The organism is Kitasatospora sp. NPDC101155, from assembly GCF_044768305.1.
Taxonomy (GTDB): domain Bacteria; phylum Actinomycetota; class Actinomycetes; order Streptomycetales; family Streptomycetaceae; genus Kitasatospora.
This window is the reverse complement of the sequence record NZ_JBIWPN010000086.1, coordinates 1-19,770: the sequence shown is the minus strand read 5'-3', so window position 1 is coordinate 19,770 and position 19,770 is coordinate 1. Positions and strand designations below refer to the sequence as shown.

The window sequence follows — 19,770 nt, the reverse complement described above, 5'->3', positions numbered from 1 at the left end:
GGGACGCTGGTGGTCATCGAGGGCCCGCGCTTCTCCACCCGGGCCGAGTCCCGCTGGTTCACCGCCAACGGCTGGTCGGTGGTCGGCATGACCGGGCACCCCGAGGCGGTGCTGGCGCGTGAACTCGGGCTCTGCTACACCTCGGTGGCACTCGTGACCGACCATGACGCCGGTGTGGAGGCCGGCGAGGGCGTCACCCAGGCCGAGGTGCTCAAGGTCTTCGCGGGGAGCGTCGACCGGCTGCGCACGGTGCTGTTCAAGGCCATCGGGATGCTGCCCACCGACCGCGCGTGCGTCTGCTCGCACGCCCTGGACGGCCTCACGACCGGCCTTCCCGGCGTCCCCGGCGACTGACCGCTCCGGACCGGTGACGCCACCGCCGCGCGGTGCTTACGGATTCCGAACGGCGGCCCCGCCGGTGCCGACGGCGGGCAGGTGCCGGTGGCAGGGTGGGCGCGTGCTCACCCGTACTTCCCTGACCTGCGCCCTCGCGGTCGCCGCCCTCGCGGCGGCCCTCGCACTGACCGTGACCGGTGGCGGGACGCTCGCCGACCGGTCGCCGCTCTACGACTGGTACGCACTCGACGCCGCGCTCTTCGTCCTCGCGCTGCTCCTGCTGCGGAAGGTGAGCCGCCGTCACGTGGTGCCGCTGGTGCTGACCGGGAGCGTCCTGGTCGCCGCGGCCGGGCTGCTGGCGCCGCCGCGGACCAGCGACGACGCCTACCGGTACGTGTGGGACGGGCGGGTCCAGGCGGCCGGGCTCTCCCCGTACGCGTACACCCCGGACGACCCGGCGCTGGTCCGGCTGCGCGACGCGGGCCTGTTCCCGGTGGGGGACGGCTGTGCGAGCTGGGACGAGCGGCGGACGGCGGCCGGGGACTGCACCCGCATCAACCGGCCGGCCGTGCACACCGTCTACCCGCCGGTCGCGGAGGCCTGGTTCCTCGCCCCGCACCCCTTCGGTGGCGGGGTACGGGGCGTGCAGGCCGCCGGTGCGCTGCTGGCGGTCGCCACCACCGGTGTGCTGCTGGCGGTCGGGCGGGGCAGCCGGCGGGCGGCGCTGTGGGGGTGGTGTCCGGGTGTGACGGTGTGGGCGGTCAACGACGCGCACGTGGACACCCTCGGCGCGCTCCTCATGGTGGCCGGGTTGGGCTGTGCGGCCCGCCGCCGGGCCGGTGCCGGGGGCGCCCTGCTCGGGGCGGCGGTCGCGACCAAGCTGCTGCCGGCGCTCGCCCTGCCCGGTGCGGTGTCCGGGCTGCTGGCCCGGCGGCCGACGAAGGGCGACCTGCTGGTGCTGGCGGCGGCCCTCGGGACGTTCGTGCTGGCCTACCTGCCGTACATCGCCGTCTCCGGTGCCGGCGTCCTCGGCTACCTGCCCGGGTACCTGCGGGAGGAGGGTTACGAGCAGGGGCACCTCGACCGGTTCGGGTTGCTGCGGGTGGTGGTGCCGGACCGGTGGGCCGCGTGGGCGGCCGCCCTGGCGCTGGGCGCCGTGGTGCTGTGGGTGCTGCGGCGCGGTGATCCCCACCGTCCGTGGCAGGGTGCGCTCCTGGTGACGGGGACTGCCCTGCTGCTCGTCGCGCCGAGCTACCCCTGGTACGGACTGCTGGTGGTGGCCCTGGTGGCGCTCGACGGGCGGTGGGAGTGGCTGGCGGTCCCGGCGGCCGGACAGGCGCTCTACCTGGTGGGCGGGCCGGAGGCGCAGCGCACCGCCTACGCGCTCGCCCTGGCCTGCGTCCTGGTGGTGCCGGCGCTGCGCAGGCTCGTGAGCGCCGCGCCGGTCCGTACGGCGCGCGGCGCTGCGCCGGAGATGACGAAACCCTGACGGAACACCGCCGTCACTGGCCGAGACCCGGGCCGACCTGGTCGAATCGGGGCCGTGGACAGAAAAGCGGAACACCCCAAGGGCACGCCCGTGGGCCGGCGGGTCGTGCTCGGGCTGCTCGGGCTGGGCGCCGTGGGCGTCGCGGCCGGCCCGTACCTGCAGCGGGCCGAGTCGTCGTTGGCGCAACGGGACCCGAGCGGCCTGAGCGGGCTGCTGCCGGGCAACAACGGCTTCCGGTACTACTCGGTGGTGACCTCCGTCCCCGAGCGGACCGCGGTCGACTACACCCTCACCGTGGACGGACTGGTGGAGCGCCCCGCCAGCCACCGGCTTTCCGACCTGCAGGCGATGCCGCAGCGGCGGCTGGTCAAGGACGTCCAGTGCGTGACCGGGTGGCGGGTGCCGGACACCCCGTTCGAGGGGGTGCCGCTGGCCCATCTCCTCGACGCCGCCGGGGTCGAGCCGGGAGCCAAGGCCGTGCGCTTCAGCTGCTTCGACGGCGCGTACACCGAGAGCCTCACCCTGGAGCAGGCCCGGCGGGACGACGTGCTGGTCGCACTGCGCATGCAGGACAACCCGATCGCGCACGACCACGGCGGGCCGGTGCGGCTGTACGTCGCGCCGATGTACTTCTACAAGTCCGCGAAGTGGCTCTCGGGCATCACCGTCACCGACGCGGTCCAGCCCGGGTACTGGGAGCAGAACGGATACGACGTCGACGCCTGGGTCGGCCGGTCGAACGGGCGGGACGATGCGCCGACGAGCTGAACTGGTCCTCCGCTTCACCCACGCCGAGCGCTGGGTGCACCGTACGACCGCCGCGCTGACGGGCGTCTGCCTGGCCACGGCCGCGTGCCTCTACCTCGCGCCGCTCGCCGAACTGGTCGGCAACCGGCCGCTGGTCGTCACCGTGCACGTGTGGTGCGGCCTGGCGCTGCCGGTGCCGCTGCTGCTCGGACTCGCCTCCCGGGCGGTGCGGGCGGACGTCACCCGGCTGAGCCGGTTCACCCCGGCGGACTGGCAGTGGCTGCGGGCCGTGCGCGCCCGAGCGGCGCACCGGCCGGCCGGGAAGTTCAACGCCGGGCAGAAGCTCTACGCGCAGTGGACCCTCGGCTCGATGCTGGTGATCGTCGGCACCGGGCTGCTGATGTGGCTCACCCACCTCGCCCCGCCGTCCTGGCGGACCGGCGCGACCTTCGTGCACGACTGGCTGGCGGCCGCCATCGCCGTCGTGGTCGCCGGGCACATCCGGATGGCCTGGCGGGACCGGGAGGCGCGGCTCGGGATGCGGACCGGCCTGGTGGGACGGCACTGGGCCGAGCGCGAGCACCCGCAGTGGCAGGCGACCGACGCCGAGCGGTAGGCGAGCGGCACCGTGCCGGCGCCCCTGGACCGCGCCGCCCGTCATCGGCCGCGTCCAGGGGCGCTCGCCCTTTGCGCGGCGCGATTCACCCCTTGCGCAGCGCGAGGAAGTGGTGGCCGTGCGAGGTCCAGCGCTCCGCCTCGACGAGGCCCGCGGTGCGGGCCCGTCGCAGGGTGGCGGCCGCGCCGAGACGGGCCCAGGGGAACGGCGGGCCCAGGCGGCCGTCCGGGCCTTCCACCCGGACGACGGCGCGCTCGTCCACCTCCTCCGGCTCCACCTCCACCAGCAACAGCCCGTTCGGTGCGATGAGTTCGGCGCCCCGGCGGAGCAGGGCGTCGGGGTCGCCGCCGATGCCGAGGTTGCCGTCGGCGAGCAGCGCGGCGCCCCAGCGGCCCTCGGCGGGCAGGCGGTCGAACACCGATCGGCACAGCGCCGGACCGCCGAGGTGCCGGGTGCGCGCCACGGCGGCGCCGGTGATGTCGACACCGAGCGCCGGGACGCCGAGGGCCAGCAGAGCGGCGACCAGGCGGCCGGGCCCGCAGCCCAGGTCCACCACCGGCGCGTTCACCCGCAGGCAGCGCCGCAGCAGGCTGTGATCGCTCGCGGCGGCGGGCGCGCACCAGCGTTCGACATCGAGGGGGATGCGCGCCCCGTCCTCGTGGCGCAGCCACAGCGGGCCGCGCCCGGCGCGGACGGCCTCGGCGAACGGATCGTCCACCCACGCGGCAGCCGGGGCGGTCATCCGGCCGTCCCCGGTGCGGCGTCGATCGAGCGCAGGCACGCGGCGAACGCGGTCTGCGGTGCCTCGGCGGCGACCCGGCGCGCGTCGAGGATGGTGTCCACGTCGGTGGCCCGGTCGAGGTGGTGGACCGTCAGCCCGGCGGCGCTGAGGCGGTCGAGCAGCGCACGCCCGGTGTCGGGCGTGGACATCGGTACGTCCAGCAGGAGCCGCCGGGCGAGTCGCCCGGTGGGACGGGCCAGCCCGAGGGCCCAGAACCCGCCGTCGGCCGCAGGCCCGTACCAGGCGTCCACGCCCGGGCGGCGGGCGGCCGACAGCGGCTCGGCCAGTGCGGCCGCGTCCAGCTGCGGGGTGTCCATGCCGACCAGCAGGGCGGGTGCCCGCGGGGCCACCCGGGCGGCGTGCGCGAAGGCGGCGGCCAGGCGTTCGTCGAGCCCGCCCGCGCACTGCGGCACGACCTCCCATCCCGGTGGCAGCCACCCACCCGGTTCGCCCTCCAGCACCAGCAGCCGCCGCCCGGCGGGCATCCGGCTCAGGGTGGCGAGGGTGTCCTGGAGTGCGGCTCCCGCCAGTGTCGCCGCCTGCTCGGGGGTGCAGGGCGGGGTGAGGCGGGTCTTCACCTGCCCGGGCACCGGAGACTTCGCGATGACCAGCAGGGTGGGCGGCGGTGCGGCCAGGACGGCCCGCATGTCCCGTACGGCCTGCCGGGTGCCGCGCAGCGTCCCGGTCACCTTGGAGCGGCCGGTGCGGGGCAGGTAGTCGACGCCGGTCTCGGCGATCCGCATCCCGGCCGCCGAGGCGGCGAGCACCATCTCCAGCGGATAGCCGGAGCGGCGGTCCCCCAGTCCGAGCGCGAGCAGCCGCTCCCGGTGCGCGGCGCGCATCGGCCCCAGGTCGTGCAGCGGCGCGCCGGTACGGGCGCGCAGGCGGCGGGCCAGCAGGGCGTTGGCGAGCCGGGCGTGCGCCGGCCACGCGCCGGCCCGCGTGGGGTGGCGCCGGCCGAGCACGAGGTCCGCCGTGCCCGCCGCGACCGGCGCGGCGACCCGCGGCAGTTGGGCCGGGTCGAGCGAGCCGTCGCAGTCCATGAAGCAGACCAGCTCGGCGGTCGCGGCGAGGAGTCCGGCATGGCAGGCGGCACCGAAACCGCGCCGGCTCTCCCTGACGACGGTTGCGCCCAGGGAGCGGGCCAGTTCCGCGGAGCCGTCCCGCGAACCGTTGTCCACGACGATCGCCCGCCAACCGGCGGGCACGCGTCCGAGCACCCAGGGGAGGGCCTCGGCCTCGTCGAGGCAGGGCAGGACGACATCAGCGACAAGGGGAGGGATCACGTCGGCCACGCTAACCGCGGTCGGGCCCGTCGAAGCCGAACCGCGCCCTTACGGAAGTGCGACGTCCGGGCACCGCTGGCCCGTTCGGGGGATCTTACGGAACCCGGACGTCGGACCTGGCGTGGCGCTCGGCGCTCGCCGGGGCTCGTATCCTCGGCGGGGTGAACGAGAGCCCCACCACCCCAGGACCGCCGTGCCCCGGCCGCATTCTGGTGATCGACGACGACCCGACCGTGGCCGAGGTCGTCGCCGGCTACCTCACCCGGGCGGGCCACCGGGTCGACCGCGCCGCCGACGGCGACGGGGGCCTTGCCCTGGCCCGAGCCCATCGCCCGGACCTGCTGGTCCTGGACCTCATGCTCCCCGGCATCGACGGCCTGGAGATCCTGCGCAGGTTGCGCGCCTCCGAGGACGGCGCCGGGCTGCCGGTCGTCCTGCTCACGGCCAAGGGCGACGAGGCCGACCGCATCCTCGGCCTGGAACTGGGCGCGGACGACTACGTCACCAAGCCCTTCAGCCCGCGGGAACTCGTCCTGCGGGTTCAGTCCGTGCTGCGCCGCTCCCGGGCCGCCGCTCCCGCGTCCCCCGTCGGCGGCCCGGTGGTCTCCGGAGACATCGCGCTCGACCCGCAGGCCCGCCGTGTCCACCGCGGTGGGCGTGAACTGCTGCTCACCCTCCGGGAGTTCGACCTCCTGGCGTTTCTCCTCCGGCACCCGCAGACGGTGTTCTCCCGCCAGGAGCTGATGGAACGCGTGTGGGGCTGGGACTTCGGGGACCTGTCCACCGTCACCGTCCACGTCCGCCGACTGCGCGAGAAGATCGAGGACGACCCGGCCGCGCCGGTGCTGATCACCACCGTCTGGGGCGTCGGCTACCGCTACGACCCGGCGGCCGGGCAGGCGGGCGGCCCGGCAGCGGACCAGCAGCGCGGCCCGGCAGCGGAGCGGGAGGGTGGGCCGGCGTGAAGGACCTGCTGCTGATCGCCCTGTTCGCCGCGCTCGGCGCGGGCGGGGCCGGTCTGCTCGGCTGGGCGGCCGTCCGGCTGCTGCGCCGGCGCTCGCTCGCGCTGGCGCTGTTCTGCGTCGCCGCCGTCACCGTGCTGGCGGTCACCTCCGGCACCTTCGCCGTCGCCCAGGCGATGTTCCTGTCCCGGCACGACCTCGGGGTGGTGATCACGGTGCTGGCGATGGCCTCGGTGGTGTCGCTGGCGACTGCGGCGCTGCTCGGCCGCCAGGTCGTGGCCGGGGGCAGGGCGCTGACCGCGGCCGCCCGGACCGTGGGCAGCGACACCGGGTTCACCGCGCCGGAGCCTCCGCTGGGCCTGGAACTGGCCCAGCTCAGCGAGGAACTCGCCGCCACCAGCGCCCGATTGGCCGAGTCGAGGGCCCGCGCGCAGGCCCTGGACACCTCCCGCCGGGAGCTGATCGCCTGGATCTCGCACGACCTGCGCACCCCGCTGGCAGGGCTGCGCGCCATGGCCGAGGCGCTGGAGGACGGTGTCGCGGAGCATCCGCAGCGGTACCTGCAGCGGATGCGGACCGAGGTCGAGCGGCTGACCGGGATGGTGGACGACCTCTTCGAGCTCTCGCGCATCCAGGCGGGGGCGTTGGCCCTGTCGCTGTCCCGGGTGTCCGTCTACGACCTCGTCGACGACGCGCTCGCCGGGGCCCACCCTCTGGCCCGGAAGCGCGGTGTCCGCTTGGAGGGCCGGCAGGTCGCCGCCGAGCCCGTCGAGGTGGACAGTGGCGAGATCACCCGGGTGCTCGGCAACCTCCTGGTCAATGCGATCCGCTCGACCCCCGAGGACGGCGTGGTCGCGGTCTCCGCCCGCCGGGAGGCCGACGAGGTGGTGCTGTCGGTCACCGACGGCTGCGGCGGCATCCCGGAGCAGGACCTGCCCCGGGTGTTCGAGACGGGGTGGCGCGGCAGTGCCGCCCGCACGCCCAGGCCGGCCGACCAGGGGAATCCGCGGCAGCGGAGCGAGGGCGGGGGCAGCGGTGCCGGGCTCGGGCTCGCCATCGTCCGCGGCATCGTCGAGGCGCACGCCGGGCGCGCCCGGGTCCGCAACGTCGCCGGGGGCTGCTGCTTCGAGATCGTCCTTCCCGCCGCGCGAACCTGAGGTCACGCGCGCAGCGGCGCCGCCGCGAACTCCGCCATTCCCTCGGCGAAGGGGACCCGGGCGCGCCAGTCGAGCTCCTCGCGGAGACGGGAGGAGTCCGCGGTGATGTGCCGGACGTCGCCGAGCCGGTACTCGCCGGTCACCACCGGGGCCGGAGCGCCGTGAGCGCCGGCCAGTGCCCGGGCCATCTCCCCGATCGTGTGCACCTCACCGCTGCCCACGTTGTAGGCCCGGGCCCCGCCCGGCGGCCGATCGCCGAGTGCCGTGAGCGCGGCCAGATTGGCGGCGGCGACGTCCTCGACGTGGACGAAGTCCCGGCGCTGGCCACCGTCCTCGAACACCCGGGGCGCCTCGCCCCGGGCCAAGGCTGAGCGGAACAGCGAGGCCACCCCGGCGTACGGTGTGTCGCGCGGCATCCCCGGCCCGTAGACGTTGTGGTAGCGCAGCGTCAGAACGCGGCCTCCGCAGGCTCGGGCCCAGGCGCTCGCCAGGTGCTCCTGGGCCAGCTTGGTGGCCGCGTACACGTTGCGCGGATCGGTCGGCGCGTCCTCCGTCACCAGCTCGGGGTGCAGTGGTGCGCCGCACCGCGGGCACGGCGGCTCGAACCGGCCGCCGTCCAGCTCGTCCGGGCGGCGCGGACCGGGCGAGACGTCTCCGTGCACCGGGCACCGGTACCGGCCCTCGCCGTAGACCACCATCGACCCGGCGAGCACGAGGTTCCGTACCCCGGACCGCGCCATCGCGGCGAGCAGGACGGCGGTGCCCAGGTCGTTGCAGCCCGCGTAGGCGGGCGCGTCGTCGAGATCCAGCCCCAGGCCCACCATCGCGGCCTGGTGGCAGACCGCGTCCACCCCGGCCAGCGCCTGCCCGACCGCCGCCGCGTCCCGCACGTCCGCGTGCCGGAACTCCACCCCGGCCGGCAGCGCCGGCGCCGCCCCCGAAGGGTGTACGGCGGTCAGCAGCGCGTCCAGGACGCGCACCTCGTGACCGGCCGCCACCAGCGCCCGCACGACCGTCGAACCGATGAACCCGGCGCCGCCGGTGACCAGAATCCTCATGCCCGCCGACGCTACCGGCCGCGGACCGCGCAGCCACCGAAGGCGGCCGCCGCGTCATCCATCGGTAAGAAGCAGCAGCCTGCCATCGGCTCGGCCCTCTCGCCCGGGCGAGCCGCATTCCTCGAAATTGGTCCAGACCTATTGACCGGCCTCGCCGCAGCTCCCTACGATCCGGTCCGGCACAGCCCCACATGTCCCCACTCATCCGGAGCCGGGCGTCACGCCCCCACGCGTCGGTCATGTCCATGACGCTCGGCGGGAAGGGAGCACAGCATGTTCCGTCAGAGGTCGCGCACTTCACGTCAGTCGGGTGAGGTCCGCCCCTGTCCCGATCCCGGCCGCCTCGAAGGCCTCCAGACCGGCAGCGAGCGCCCGTACCGGGCGACCGTGGAACGCGCACCGCAGCTGAACCGGACCGGCCGCGCCGAGCACGGACCAACCACCCTGCGGCGCGCCCTCGCCGGGGTGAGCGCCGTCGCCGTCATCGGCGCCGGCATCGCGGTGGCCAGCTCCGCCACGGCTGGGGCCGCCACCACCAACCTGGTGGCCAACCCCGGCTTCGAGGACGGACTCTCCGGCTGGACCTGCTCCAGCGGATCCGGCACGGTCGTCAGCAGTCCGGTCCACTCCGGCGCCTCCGGGCTCCAGGCCACGCCGACCGGCCAGGACGACGCCCAGTGCACCCAGACCGTCAGCGTGCAGCCCGACTCCCAGTACACGCTGAGCGCCTACGTCCAGGGCAGCTACGTCTACCTGGGCGCCACTGGCGCCGGAATCACCGGCGCCCCGTCCACCTGGACGCCGAACAGCCCGTCGTACAGCCGGCTCAGCGTCGGGTTCACCACCGGGCCCAACACCACCTCGGTGACCGTCTACCTGCACGGCTGGTACGGGCAGCCCGCGTACTACGCGGACGACGTGTCGCTCACTGGCCCCGGCGGCGGCAGCCCCACGCCGACCGCCACGGCGACGCCCACCACCGCGCCGCCGACCAGCGCCCCGCCCACGACCGGGACCGCGACGCCGACCACCACCCCGCCGGGCGACACCTGCCCCACGAAGCCCAAGCCGTCCGGCAAGGTCCTGCAGGGGTACTGGGAGAACTGGGACGGCGCCGCGAACGGCGTCCACCCGGGCATGGGCTGGGTCCCCATCACGGACAGCCGGATCGCCGCGCACGGCTACAACGTCGTCAACGCCGCCTTCCCGGTGATCCTTTCGGACGGCACCGTCCAGTGGCAGGACGACATGGACACCAACGTCAAGGTCTCGACCCCCGCCGAGATGTGCCAGGCCAAGGCGGCCGGTTCGACGATCCTGATGTCGATCGGCGGTGCCACCGCGGGCATCGACCTGAGCTCCAGTACCGTCGCCGACCGGTTCGTGGCGACCGTCGTCCCGATCCTCAAGAAGTACAACTTCGACGGAATCGACATCGACATCGAGACCGGCCTGTCCGGAAGCGGGGACATCAACACGCTCTCCGCCTCCCAGGCCAACCTGGAGCGCATCATCGACGGCGTGCTGGCCCAGATGCCCGCGGGCTTCGGCCTGACGATGGCCCCCGAAACCGCGTACGTCACCGGCGGGAGCGTCACCTACGGGTCGATCTGGGGCGCCTACCTGCCGATCATCAAGAAGTACGCCGACAACGGGCAACTGTGGTGGCTGAACATGCAGTACTACAACGGCAGCATGTACGGCTGCTCCGGCGACTCATACCAGGCCGGTACCGTGCAGGGCTTCACCGCGCAGACCACCTGCCTGAACAACGGCCTGACCATCCAGGGCACCACCGTCAAGGTGCCCTACGACAAGCAGGTGCCCGGCCTGCCGGCCCAGCCCGGTGCGGGTGGCGGCTACCTGGATCCGGGCCTGGTCGGCCAGTCGTGGAACGCCTTCGGCGGCTCGCTGAAGGGGCTCATGACGTGGTCGGTCAACTGGGACGGCTCGAAGGGCTGGACCTTCGGCGACAACGTCAAGGCCCTCCAGGGCCGTTGACGTCCCACCGGCCAGGACGGTCGCGGAGGCGTCAGGAGGTCGTGGCGGCCCGGTCGGACTCGCTGCGCAGAACGCAGAACTCGTTGCCTTCGGGGTCGGCGAGGACCGCCCAGCCGGAGCCGTCGGGATTCCGGAGATCGGCGACAAGGGTGGCGCCCAGATCCAGCAGCCGTTCCACCTCCTGCTCACGCGAGGTCTGCGGGCGCAGACACAGATGGATCCGGTTCTTGACCGTCTTGGCCTCGGACACCTGGTTGAAGTACAGGACCGGCCCCTCCGCCAGCAGCACCTGAACCTCCGGATCGCCCGGTTTGTCCTCCGGAGACAGCGGACGGCCGGTCACCCCGCTCCAGAACCGGGCCAGCTCGTAGGCATCCGCACAGTCGATCGCCACGTTCTGCAATACCGAGACCATGTGCCCGAGCCTTCCTGATTTTCACGCCGAACGCCACAGAGTTGCGACGGCAGGCCGACCCGTTCGACGCGAGCCCGTGGCGGGACCGCCGCTGAGGTGGCGTCGGCTGGTCAGCCTGCCGTCGGGCCCGGGGGCACCTACGCTCGCGTGAACCCGTGGCTGCGCTCCACCTTCGCCACGTGCAGCGTGTAGCTCCGGTACCACTCGGCTCGCCCGCGCTCCTGCGCCGCGCGGTGCTCGGCGTCGCACCGCCACTGCGTGAGGGCGTCGGCGTCGCGGAAGTAGGCGACGGTGATGGCCAGCCCGCCGGGAGACTGTGCGTAGTCCATCCCCAGGTACCCGGGGACGTCCTTCACCAGCTCCTCCAAGCGCGCGTTGGTCTCGCCGTAGCCGCTCTGGTCCTGGGCGCGCACCGCGGTGAAGACGGCCATGTAGTAAGGGGGTTCGTAGGCCTCGACGGGCGCGACAGGCGCTTCGGAGTGATCGCTCATGGCGCCACCGTAAGGCGGGAGGCGCCCGGTGATCCAGCCTCTCCCCTCAACGGGACGCGTGAGGGACCGGGCCCGGGGCGGAGGGCGGCGGCCACGACGGCCCCGGACCGGACCCCTGGCCGCAGGCCCGTCCGCCCGGCCTCCTACCATCAGTTCGCATTCTTCGACGGACGCCGATGCCCGATCGGCCGTGCGCCCGCCGTTCAACGCCCAACACGGCACAACGGCTCCGTCGTACGGCGACGGAGTCGTGCATCGAGGAGGAACGTCCATGCAAGCCCGGAAGATCGGCGCGGCCGCCGCAACTGCGGTGGCGCTTCTGGCAGCCCGCGACCTCGTCCAGAAGCGGCACGCACTGCTCCGGAACTTCCCGGTGCTCGGGCACGCCCGGTACCTGCTGGAGACGATCGGGCCGGAGCTGCGCCAGTACATCGTGACCTCCAACGAGGAGGAGCGCCCCTTCAGCCGCGACCAGCGCACCTGGATCTACGCGTCGGCGAAGGAGGAGAACAACTACTTCGGGTTCGGCACCGAAGTCGACGTCGAGCACGTCCAGGGGCACGCCTACCTGAAGCAGCGCACCTTCGCCGGCCCACTGCCCGACGCGCACGACCCGCAGGCCCCGCTGCCCTCGGCCAAGGTGCTGGGCGGGCCGCGCGGGCGCGCCAAGGCGTTCCGGCCGGCGAGCGTGGTGAACATCTCCGCGATGAGCTTCGGATCGCTCTCCGGCGCGGCCATCACGGCGCTCAACAAGGGGGCGGCGCTGGCGGGCGCGATGCACAACACGGGCGAGGGCGGCCTCTCGCCCTACCACCGCAACGGCGGTGACCTCGTCCTCCAGCTCGGCACGGCGTACTTCGGCTGCCGCAACGAGGACGGCAGCTTCAACCTCGACAAGCTCAAGGACGTCGTCGCCGGTGCCCCGGTCAAGGCGATAGAGATCAAGCTCTCCCAGGGCGCCAAGCCCGGGTTGGGCGGGATGCTGCCGGGCCCGAAGGTGACCGCGGAGATCGCCGGGATCCGCGGCATCCCGGTCGGCAAGGACTGCGCCTCCCCGTCGCGGCACACCGCGTTCAGCGACGTCGACTCGATGCTCGACTTCGTCGAGTTGCTCGCCACCGAGACCGGTGTGCCGGTCGGGATCAAGAGCGCGGTGGGGGAGATGGGCTTCTGGCAGGAGCTGGCCACCCTGATGACGCGTGGTGACCGCGGGGTCGACTTCGTGACCATCGACGGCGGCGAGGGCGGCACCGGGGCGGCGCCGCGGATGTTCGCCGACTCGGTGTCGCTGCCGTTCCGGATGGGCTTCTCCCGGGTCTACGGCACCTTCGCCGAGCTGGGGCTGACCGACGACCTGACCTTCATCGGCTCCGGCAAGCTCGGCCTGCCCGAGAACGCCGCGGTCGCCTTCGCCCTGGGCGCCGACATGATCAACGTGGCCCGTGAGGCAATGCTGTCGATCGGCTGCATCCAGGCGCAGAAGTGCCACACCGACAAGTGCCCAACGGGCATCGCGACCCAGAACACGTGGCTGGCCCGCGGCCTGGACCCGGCTTCGAAGGCCACCCGGGCCGCCGTCTACCTGCGCACCCTGCGCAAGGAGCTGATGAAGGTCTCCGCGGCCGTCGGCGTCGCCCACCCGGGGCTCATCACGGCCAACGACATCGAGATCATGAACGGCGACTACGAGGCCCGCACCCTGGCCGGCGTCTACGGCTACAAGGACGGCTGGGGCGAACTCGGCCCGCACCTCGCCGAGGAGATCACGGCGCTTCTCACCACCGGGTCGGGCTCCGTCCGGTAGCGGGCCGTCCGACGCACCGACCGGGGTGATGACGGAGGACTCCCCGGCCGCCTCGCGGGTCAGCAAGCAGCTGGCACGCGCGGCGGCCGGGATGCCGCGCTACGACAAGCCCGGGACCGGACGCTCCGGACGTTCCGGACCTTCCGACGGGCGCGGCCCGGTGTAGCTGCCCCGGGCCCGCATCCGCAGCGGTTCCTCGCGGTACTCCTCCACCGCGTGGGCCAGCCAGCCCGGGGTGCGGGCCACCGCGAAGACCACCTCGCAGGCCTCCGCCGAAAGCCCGGCGGCCAGCGCCATGGCGGCCAGCGCCAGGTCGATGTTGGCGCGCAGCGCCGGCCGCCCGGCCGGGCCCGCCGCCGCCTCCACCTCGGCGACCGCCGCCACCACGGCCGCACCGCCGTCGAGCCGGCCCACCGCGTCGAGCAGCGCCACCGCCCGCGGGTCGCCCTCCGGGTAGAGCCGGTGGCCGAGCCCCGGGATCGGCCGGCCGGTGCGCAGGTGGTCGGAGACCACCGGCACGGCGCCGCCGGCCAGCACCTCGCCGAGCAGCCGGTGCGCCAGCGGGCTGGCCGCCCCGTGCAGCGGGCCGTCGGTGGCGCCGAGCCCGGCGGAGACCACCGCGTACGGATGGGCCCGCGCCGAGGCCGCCACCCGGGCCGCCACCGTGGACACCGCCAGCTCGTGGTCCATCAGCAGTACCAGGGCGCGGTCCAGGCAGGCCAGCGCCTCGGGTGTGGGCGCGGCGGGGGCCAGCCGGCTCCACAGCCGGGCCGCCAGTGAGGCGCCGGGCCCGGGGTCGGGTGCGGTGCGCGGCAGCGCCTCCACCATCCCGGCGATCAGTGCCGCCCCGGCCGCCAGCACGGTCTGTTCGCGCAGGTCGAAGCGGAGCGGGTCGAGTGCGGCGGCGACGGTGGCCGAGATCCGCAGCCGGTCGGGCAGCCGGATCCCGTCGGGCAGCGCGGCGGCGGCCCGGGCCAGCGCCTCGGCGGTGGCGGGCGGTACCCGCAGCGCCACCGGGGCGTCGGTGCCCAGCCCCCAGAGCCAGCCGATCGCGGCCTCGAAGCCGTGCCGGACGGCGAGTTCGACGGCGTCCTGGCCACGGTAGTAGAGCCTGCCGTTCTCGATCAGGGTCAGCCCGGTCCGCACCGTGACCGGTCGGCTGGCCCACGGTTCCCCGGCCGACGGTTCGCCGGTGGGCGGGCGCACCGGGGCGCGGCGGCCGCGGGCGGCCAGCTCGGCCACCTCGCGGGCGTCGAAGGTGCTGCCCTTGCCGCCCGGGGCCCGCTCGCTGCTCAGCTGGCCGCGGCTGGCGTAGGCGTACACCGTCTCCACCTTGACACCGAGCTGCTCGGCGACCTGCTGGGTGGTCAAGCGTTCGGCCATGGTCTGCCCTCGTCCCGTCCTCGTCCTGGTTCTCGTGTCGCGCCTTGATGATGATCCACAGTATTCCACATTGATTTCAATCAACATTGACAATGTGGATCAATGCTCGGAGAGTACAGAGCATCACCCGGAACATCCAGGAGGAGGGCTACCGCCATGTCGAGCACCACCGAGATCGAGGTCCCGCGCGGACTCAAGGGCGTCGTGGTCACCGAGACCGAACTCAGCGACGTCCGCGGGCTGGAAGGCTTCTACCGCTACCGCCAGTACTCGGCGATCGACCTCGCCGAGCAGCGCACCCTGGAGGACGTCTGGCACCTGATGCTGCTCGGCGAGCTGCCCGACCCGGCCCGCCGCGCCGCCTTCCTGGCCCGCACCGCACCGCTGCGCCGACTGCCCGACGCGCTGCGCCCGTTGCTGCCCGCGCTGGCGGCGAGCACCGCGCACGGCGGCCCGCTCACCGCCCTGGGTGCCGCGCTCTCGATCGCCGCCGCCGACCGCGGCATCCGGCCGCTCTACGACACCGCGCCCGACCAGCGGGTCGAGGACGCGTTGTTCGCCACCGCGCTGGTGCCCACCATCCTGACCGCGCTGCACCGGCTGCAGCACGGCGAGCAGCCGGTGGAACCGCGCGACGACCTGGGCTACGCGGCCAACTACCTCTACATGCTGACCGGCGAGGAGCCCGAGCCGGCCAGGGCCCGCGCGGTCGAGCAGTACCTGATCTCCACGGTGGACCACGGCTTCAACGCCTCCACCTTCACCGCCCGGGTGATCGCCTCCACCGGGGCCGACCTGGTGGCCTGCCTGGTCGGCGGGCTCGGCGCGCTCTCCGGGCCGCTGCACGGCGGCGCGCCGAGCCGGGCGCTGGACACCCTGGACGCGATCGGCGCCCCGGAGCGGATCGACGGCTGGATCCGCGAGCACGTGCTGGCCGGGGACCGCATCATGGGCTTCGGCCACGCCGTCTACCGCACCGAGGACCCGCGCTCCCGGATGCTGCGCGGGGTCGCGGAGTCCTTCGGCGGCGAGCTGGTCGACCTCGCCGTCCAGGTGGAGGCCCGGGTCGAGGCGATCCTGGCCGAGCTGAAGCCGGGCCGCGAACTCCACACCAACGTCGAGTTCTACGCCGGCGTGGTGATGCACCTGTGCGGCCTGCCCAGGGAGATGTTCACCCCCACCTTCGCCGCGGCCCGCGCGATCGGCTGGAGCGCCAACATCCTGGAACAGGCCGCCGACTCCAAGATCATCCGCCCGTCCGCCCGCTACACCGGCCCGTCCGCCCCGCAGCCGCTGCCGACGGCCTGAACAGCGGGCCCCGGAGCCGAACCCCGCGCCACGGAGCGCGGCGTGGCGGATCGGGAACTCCCGGACCGGCAGCGCCGAGGCGGGGCCGGCTGCGCGACGTCACGCCGGAGCGCTGACGGGTGGCCCGTCCGGTCAGCTCCAGTGGCCTGCGGCGGCCGCCTCGACGACGTAGTCCTCGAACGACCTGGGCGGTCGTCCGAGCGCCTGCTCCACGCCGTCGGAGACGTCCTGGCCCCGGCCGTCGCGGATGTCCACCAGTAGACCGGTGAGCAGGCGGGCGGTGTCGGCGGGCACGCCTTCGTGGACCATGCGGTCCACGAAGGCGCCGGGTTCGACGTCCAGGTGACGGACCGTCCGGCCGGTGGCGGCGGCGATCAGGTCGGCCGCCTCGCCGAAGCCGATGGCCCGTGGGCCGGTCAGCTGGTAGATCCGTCCGCTGTGGCGGTCCTCGGTCAGTGCCGCGGCGGCGACCTCGGCGATGTCCTCGGCGTCGACGAACGCCGTGCGCCCGTCACCGGTGGGCAGGGCGAGGGTTCCGGTCAGGACGCCCGACCGGCGGGCGCTGGACACTCCGGCCGTCGGTGACGCGCTACGCCTGCTGCACGAGGACCCGGCGCACCGGTGGACGGTCGCCGAGCTGGCCTCGCGGGTCGGACAGTCCCGCGCCGCCTTCGCCGCGCGCTTCACCAGCGCGGTCGGCGAGCCGCCGCTGACCTACCTCACCGGCTGGCGGATGGCTGTGGCCGCGGACCTGCTGCGCGACACGGAGGACACCGTCGCCGTGGTGGCACGCGAGGTGGGATACCAGGACGCGTTCGCGTTCAGCGTGGCGTTCAAGCGGGCGCGCGGGGTCACCCCGTCGGACTGGCGGCGGCGGGTACGGACGGGATGAGGGGGAGGCCTCCCGGCCGTCCGTCAGCGGCGTGGGCCGACCACGCCGGCGGAGCGGAGCCTGCTCTCGGTGAGCGCGGTCAGCCGGGCTGAGACCGGTGCTTGGTCCTCGCGGTGGTCGTTGATCAGCCGGTACTGGGCGGTGGCCTTCCGCCAGGTCTGCAGGCTGGTGGGACTCCCCAGCAGCGCGGGGTTGGCGAGGTAGTGGTCCGCCATGGCGGTCGCGAGCTCCTCGATCCTCGGGTCGTCCGGCTCCCAGGTCTCGGCCTCCTGGCCGCGCCTGGTCAGGTCGATGAACTCGGGGTCGTCGAGCCGGAGTTCGAGCTGGGTCAGGAAGTCGTCGAAGCCCTCCGGCACCAGCGCCCGGACCAGCACCAGGGCCTCGCGCTGCGCGGCCACGTAGTCGGGGCTCAGGCCGAGGTCGGGCATCCGATCCAGGACCGCGCAGGCGCGGTCGGGCAGCAGGGCCCGGTCGCCTTCGGCGAGCCGGTGCAGCATGTCGAGGCGCGCGGTCAGCTCCGCGATCCGGTCGGTCAGCCGCCGTTTGACGTCGGCCAGGCCGACGGCGAACTGCTCGGCGTCGGCGTCGAGCAGGGGCCCGATCTCGGCCAGCGGCACCCCGGCGGTGGCCAGCGTCCGGACCTGCACCAACCGCAGCAGGTCGTCAGACCCGTACCGCCGGTAGCCGGAGCCGTCGCGTTGTGGTTCGTCGACCAGTCCGTGCTGGTGGTAGTGCCGCACCGTCTTCACCGTGACGCCGACGAATGCCGCCGCCTGCCCGATCGTGACTCCGCTCATCATCCGCTCAGCCTAAAAGGTCCCCACGGAAGCCGTGTTGTTGTGTGACCGTCGGCCGGTCTGCCCGTCAGATCCATCGCGGGTCATGGCCGCTGCGGCGATGCCTGGCTCCGGTGATCGTGTGCAGTCCATGGGGCTGATCTCGGCTGAGATCGTGCCTCTTGCCACAGATCGACGGGAAAGTGGACGAGGCCGTGAGGGACGTGTTGCGCGAGTGAGGTGTCCCGCGGCCGGTCACAGATGATCCGGATCTGCGATGCTTGCGGCCATGAGCGAGCTCCGAACAGTGGGAATCGTCGGCTTGGGCCGCATGGGTCAGACCTTGGCGGCGGCCTTCAGCCGGGCTGTCGGGCCCGGCCGTCTCTACGCCAGCGGGCGCTCCGCTTCGAGCATCGCGCGGTTCGAGCAGGTCGTCCCTGGCGCGCAGATCGCGTCATTGCGGGAACTGCCCGGCTCCGCGGCGCTGATCATCCTGTGCACGCCGCAGGCGGCCCTGCCCGCCGTCCTCGATGACCTGCGACCGCGGCTGACCGCCGACCACATCGTGGTCACCATCAGCAACCGGCAGCCGTTGTCCGCCTTGGCCGAGGCGGTGCCGGGCCCGGTGGCCAAGCTGATCCCCAGCGCGGGCAACGAGATCGGCGCCGGCGCGACGCTCCTGGTGCCCGGGCCCGGTATGACCGAGCCTGCGATCGAGAACCTCCTGGCGCTGCTGCGGACGTTCTCCACCCCGTTCGTCATCACCGAGGACCAGGGCCGCGCCGCAACCGACCTGGCGTCCTGTGGCCCGGCCCTGCTGGCAGTGGCCGCGGCGGCGATGGCCCAGGCCCAGTGCCGGCGAAAAGCCTCCTTGCCGCGGGAGGTGGCGGAGCAGCTCGCCATGTGCGGCCTGGAAGCAGCGGGCCTCCTGGTCAGTGGCGGTGCCTCCCTGTCCGATGTGATCGACCGTGTCGCGGTTCCCGGCGGCAATACCGCTGCCGGGATCGATGCAGCCCGCGACGGCCTCATCGCGGCATGGCGTGCTGCTTTCCAGGCAACACAGGACAACGAGCGGTCCGGCCGGCACCAGCACTGACATCGAGGAACGAGGGCCGGCCTGGGTCCAGTACCGGCATCCGGCAAGGCGCGGCGGCAAAGTCCTCGGGGAAGACCATGAGCTTCTCCTGGGTCGACAGCGCTCTGACGGAGCACCTGAGGCGTGGTTGGTGAGTGGTCGGGCTGTGGCCGTTCGTCGGCGTGGCGGTGATCGTGAGCATGCATCACGGGAAAGTCCGGTGCATCGATGAACTGCCGGCCCCCAGCTTGACGTTTATGGTCCGACCTCGAACATGACGTCGAAGCGATCACCCGCACGAGGATTCCTCGGATGTTGAAGCGGCCTTCGCATGATCCTGAACTCTGCGACGAGGTAAGGGAATCAAGGCGAAGGCCGTGGTGATGAGTGTGCTGCAGCAGGCTGTCCAACGCGATGCGTTCGCGGAACTGTCATGCTTCCGGGCGGACTTCTAAGCTGGCTCCCGTCTGATGAGTTCATCGCCACCCTCCCTCGGGCGACCGCGTACGCCTCGCTGTACCGGAGACGCTGGCCGAGATGTGTCGGCCGGCCGCCGCGCCGGACGGCGACTGGACGGCCGGCTACGGCCTGGGCCGGCAGCTCCAGCAGGTGGTCAGCCGGCTGCGGGTCGGCCACGGCGGCTCGATGCCCGGCTTCCTCGCCTCGCTCTTGTTCAGGGAGCAGGACGATGTGGCGGTCGTCATGCTCGCCAACACCACGGCCGGCCCCAACCTCGGCCAGGTGGCCCGCGACCTGATCGCGATCACCGCCGGGCGCGAGCCGCGGATCCCCGAGCCCGGGCGGCCCTTCACCGACGCCGACCCTGGAGCTGTTGGCGCTGACCGGCCCCTGGTGCTGGGGCGCCAGCGCGGTCGCGCCGCACCTGCGAGCCGGCCGTGTGCTGGAGCTCACAGCGCTGGGCGGCGCGGCCCGCACCTCACGGTTCCGGCCCGAGCCGGACGGGACCTGGACCGGGCTGGACGGCTACTGCGCGGGCGAGCCGCTGCGCGTGGTGCACCGGGCCGACGGCACGGTCGACCACCTGGACCAGGCCGGCTTCCTCTGTACCCGCACCCCGTACGACCGGCAGCCGAGGTGTCGGGCGGTGGCCGCCGCGCTGGGCCCGGCGGCCCGTACTGACACGCACTCATAGGGACGTTGTCGAATCGTTATCAAGAACTATTGTGGATCAT

General features: G+C 73.6%; 18 protein-coding genes and 4 pseudogenes. 13 read left to right on the top strand and 9 right to left on the bottom strand.

The genetic code is table 11. From position 1 onward, the window contains the following. The 4 genes and pseudogenes from ACIRYZ_RS44460 to ACIRYZ_RS44445 form a co-directional block, all read left to right on the top strand. A pseudogene (locus ACIRYZ_RS44460) lies at positions 1 to 354 on the top strand (5'-methylthioadenosine phosphorylase); the annotation flags it as partial. A gap of 103 nt (positions 355 to 457) precedes the next feature. After that, a complete protein-coding gene (locus ACIRYZ_RS44455; RefSeq protein ID WP_402954758.1) occupies positions 458 to 1,825 on the top strand; it encodes a hypothetical protein in 1,368 nt (455 codons plus the stop codon). Between the two features lie 54 nt (positions 1,826 to 1,879). After that, positions 1,880 to 2,593 carry a molybdopterin-dependent oxidoreductase gene (locus ACIRYZ_RS44450; protein WP_402954755.1) on the top strand — a complete coding sequence of 238 codons (714 nt, stop codon included), beginning with the start codon at positions 1,880 to 1,882 and terminating at the stop codon, positions 2,591 to 2,593. Further along, positions 2,577 to 3,188, top strand: coding sequence for a cytochrome b/b6 domain-containing protein (locus ACIRYZ_RS44445; protein ID WP_402954752.1), 612 nt, complete (start codon positions 2,577 to 2,579; stop codon positions 3,186 to 3,188). Before ACIRYZ_RS44450 ends, ACIRYZ_RS44445 begins: the two co-directional genes overlap by 17 nt. Before the next feature lie 85 nt (positions 3,189 to 3,273). On the opposite strand, the gene ACIRYZ_RS44440 is transcribed toward ACIRYZ_RS44445, so the two are convergent. The 3 genes and pseudogenes from ACIRYZ_RS44440 to ACIRYZ_RS44430 form a co-directional block, all read right to left on the bottom strand. Then, positions 3,274 to 3,930, bottom strand: a complete 657-nt coding sequence (locus tag ACIRYZ_RS44440) for an SAM-dependent methyltransferase (protein ID WP_402954750.1) — start codon at positions 3,928 to 3,930, stop codon at positions 3,274 to 3,276. Beyond that, positions 3,927 to 4,454: a DUF2064 domain-containing protein gene (locus ACIRYZ_RS44435; protein ID WP_402954767.1), complete on the bottom strand. Its 528-nt coding sequence runs from the start codon at positions 4,452 to 4,454 to the stop codon at positions 3,927 to 3,929. Before ACIRYZ_RS44435 ends, ACIRYZ_RS44440 begins: the two co-directional genes overlap by 4 nt. Positions 4,455 to 4,556: 102 nt before the next feature. Then, a pseudogene (locus tag ACIRYZ_RS44430) lies at positions 4,557 to 5,264 on the bottom strand (glycosyltransferase family 2 protein); the annotation flags it as partial. 197 nt (positions 5,265 to 5,461) lie between these two features. Here ACIRYZ_RS44430 and ACIRYZ_RS44425 point away from each other — a divergent pair. Further along, the gene (locus ACIRYZ_RS44425) at positions 5,462 to 6,220 is read left to right on the top strand and encodes a response regulator transcription factor (protein WP_402954764.1); all 759 of its coding nucleotides are present in this window, start codon (positions 5,462 to 5,464) and stop codon (positions 6,218 to 6,220) included. Further along, positions 6,217 to 7,374 carry a sensor histidine kinase gene (locus ACIRYZ_RS44420; RefSeq protein WP_402954747.1) on the top strand — a complete coding sequence of 386 codons (1,158 nt, stop codon included), beginning with the start codon at positions 6,217 to 6,219 and terminating at the stop codon, positions 7,372 to 7,374. Before ACIRYZ_RS44425 ends, ACIRYZ_RS44420 begins: the two co-directional genes overlap by 4 nt. A 2-nt stretch (positions 7,375 to 7,376) precedes the next feature. On the opposite strand, the gene ACIRYZ_RS44415 is transcribed toward ACIRYZ_RS44420, so the two are convergent. Beyond that, positions 7,377 to 8,432 carry an NAD-dependent epimerase/dehydratase family protein gene (locus ACIRYZ_RS44415; protein ID WP_402954744.1) on the bottom strand — a complete coding sequence of 352 codons (1,056 nt, stop codon included), beginning with the start codon at positions 8,430 to 8,432 and terminating at the stop codon, positions 7,377 to 7,379. A 273-nt stretch (positions 8,433 to 8,705) separates the two neighbouring features. Here ACIRYZ_RS44415 and ACIRYZ_RS44410 point away from each other — a divergent pair. After that, a pseudogene (locus ACIRYZ_RS44410) lies at positions 8,706 to 9,308 on the top strand (carbohydrate binding domain-containing protein); the annotation flags it as partial. A 42-nt stretch (positions 9,309 to 9,350) separates the two neighbouring features. After that, on the top strand, positions 9,351 to 10,433 hold the full coding sequence (locus ACIRYZ_RS44405; RefSeq protein ID WP_402954761.1) for a chitinase: 1,083 nt from the start codon (positions 9,351 to 9,353) through the stop codon (positions 10,431 to 10,433). 31 nt (positions 10,434 to 10,464) lie between these two features. On the opposite strand, the gene ACIRYZ_RS44400 is transcribed toward ACIRYZ_RS44405, so the two are convergent. Together ACIRYZ_RS44400 and ACIRYZ_RS44395 are read right to left on the bottom strand one after the other, a co-directional pair. Then, entirely contained in the window at positions 10,465 to 10,848 is a 384-nt protein-coding gene (locus tag ACIRYZ_RS44400) for a VOC family protein (protein WP_402954741.1), read from the bottom strand. A 137-nt stretch (positions 10,849 to 10,985) separates the two neighbouring features. Further along, positions 10,986 to 11,339: an antibiotic biosynthesis monooxygenase family protein gene (locus tag ACIRYZ_RS44395; protein WP_402954738.1), complete on the bottom strand. Its 354-nt coding sequence runs from the start codon at positions 11,337 to 11,339 to the stop codon at positions 10,986 to 10,988. Between the two features lie 271 nt (positions 11,340 to 11,610). Between ACIRYZ_RS44395 and ACIRYZ_RS44390 the strand changes: the two genes are divergently transcribed. After that, positions 11,611 to 13,143, top strand: coding sequence for an FMN-binding glutamate synthase family protein (locus tag ACIRYZ_RS44390; protein ID WP_402954735.1), 1,533 nt, complete (start codon positions 11,611 to 11,613; stop codon positions 13,141 to 13,143). A gap of 99 nt (positions 13,144 to 13,242) precedes the next feature. Here ACIRYZ_RS44390 and ACIRYZ_RS44385 read toward each other — a convergent pair whose 3' ends face one another. Beyond that, complete coding sequence (locus ACIRYZ_RS44385; RefSeq protein WP_402954732.1) at positions 13,243 to 14,526, bottom strand: citrate synthase; 1,284 nt, start codon at positions 14,524 to 14,526, stop codon at positions 13,243 to 13,245. A 156-nt stretch (positions 14,527 to 14,682) separates the two neighbouring features. On the opposite strand from ACIRYZ_RS44385, the gene ACIRYZ_RS44380 reads away from it, so the two are divergent. Further along, the gene (locus tag ACIRYZ_RS44380) at positions 14,683 to 15,834 is read left to right on the top strand and encodes a citrate/2-methylcitrate synthase (protein ID WP_402954729.1); all 1,152 of its coding nucleotides are present in this window, start codon (positions 14,683 to 14,685) and stop codon (positions 15,832 to 15,834) included. Between the two features lie 132 nt (positions 15,835 to 15,966). Here ACIRYZ_RS44380 and ACIRYZ_RS44375 read toward each other — a convergent pair whose 3' ends face one another. Then, positions 15,967 to 16,404, bottom strand: coding sequence for a hypothetical protein (locus ACIRYZ_RS44375; RefSeq protein WP_402954726.1), 438 nt, complete (start codon positions 16,402 to 16,404; stop codon positions 15,967 to 15,969). Here ACIRYZ_RS44375 and ACIRYZ_RS44370 point away from each other — a divergent pair. Continuing rightward, positions 16,391 to 16,726 (top strand): annotated as a pseudogene (locus ACIRYZ_RS44370) (helix-turn-helix transcriptional regulator); the annotation flags it as partial. The gene ACIRYZ_RS44375 and the pseudogene ACIRYZ_RS44370 sit on opposite strands and share 14 nt — an antisense overlap. Positions 16,727 to 16,749: 23 nt before the next feature. Here the strand turns inward: ACIRYZ_RS44370 and ACIRYZ_RS44365 are convergent. Next, entirely contained in the window at positions 16,750 to 17,526 is a 777-nt protein-coding gene (locus ACIRYZ_RS44365) for a MerR family transcriptional regulator (protein WP_402954723.1), read from the bottom strand. Between the two features lie 265 nt (positions 17,527 to 17,791). On the opposite strand from ACIRYZ_RS44365, the gene ACIRYZ_RS44360 reads away from it, so the two are divergent. Together ACIRYZ_RS44360 and ACIRYZ_RS44355 are read left to right on the top strand one after the other, a co-directional pair. After that, on the top strand, positions 17,792 to 18,598 hold the full coding sequence (locus ACIRYZ_RS44360; protein WP_402954720.1) for a pyrroline-5-carboxylate reductase family protein: 807 nt from the start codon (positions 17,792 to 17,794) through the stop codon (positions 18,596 to 18,598). An 811-nt stretch (positions 18,599 to 19,409) separates the two neighbouring features. After that, positions 19,410 to 19,730: a hypothetical protein gene (locus ACIRYZ_RS44355; protein WP_402954717.1), complete on the top strand. Its 321-nt coding sequence runs from the start codon at positions 19,410 to 19,412 to the stop codon at positions 19,728 to 19,730. Positions 19,731 to 19,770: the final 40 nt, after the last annotated feature.

Excerpts from the sequence above, each read along its gene's own strand:
- ACIRYZ_RS44445 (WP_402954752.1), top strand. The coding sequence starts at position 2,577 with ATGCGCCGACGAGCTGAACTGGTCCTCCGCTTCACCCACGCCGAGCGC.
- ACIRYZ_RS44440 (WP_402954750.1), bottom strand. The coding sequence starts at position 3,930 with ATGACCGCCCCGGCTGCCGCGTGGGTGGACGATCCGTTCGCCGAGGCC.
- ACIRYZ_RS44435 (WP_402954767.1), bottom strand. The coding sequence starts at position 4,454 with ATGCCCGCCGGGCGGCGGCTGCTGGTGCTGGAGGGCGAACCGGGTGGG.
- ACIRYZ_RS44415 (WP_402954744.1), bottom strand. The coding sequence starts at position 8,432 with ATGAGGATTCTGGTCACCGGCGGCGCCGGGTTCATCGGTTCGACGGTC.
- ACIRYZ_RS44400 (WP_402954741.1), bottom strand. The coding sequence starts at position 10,848 with ATGGTCTCGGTATTGCAGAACGTGGCGATCGACTGTGCGGATGCCTAC.
- ACIRYZ_RS44395 (WP_402954738.1), bottom strand. The coding sequence starts at position 11,339 with ATGAGCGATCACTCCGAAGCGCCTGTCGCGCCCGTCGAGGCCTACGAA.
- ACIRYZ_RS44390 (WP_402954735.1), top strand. The coding sequence starts at position 11,611 with ATGCAAGCCCGGAAGATCGGCGCGGCCGCCGCAACTGCGGTGGCGCTT.
- ACIRYZ_RS44385 (WP_402954732.1), bottom strand. The coding sequence starts at position 14,526 with ATGGCCGAACGCTTGACCACCCAGCAGGTCGCCGAGCAGCTCGGTGTC.
- ACIRYZ_RS44380 (WP_402954729.1), top strand. The coding sequence starts at position 14,683 with ATGTCGAGCACCACCGAGATCGAGGTCCCGCGCGGACTCAAGGGCGTC.
- ACIRYZ_RS44365 (WP_402954723.1), bottom strand. The coding sequence starts at position 17,526 with ATGATGAGCGGAGTCACGATCGGGCAGGCGGCGGCATTCGTCGGCGTC.
- ACIRYZ_RS44360 (WP_402954720.1), top strand. The coding sequence starts at position 17,792 with ATGAGCGAGCTCCGAACAGTGGGAATCGTCGGCTTGGGCCGCATGGGT.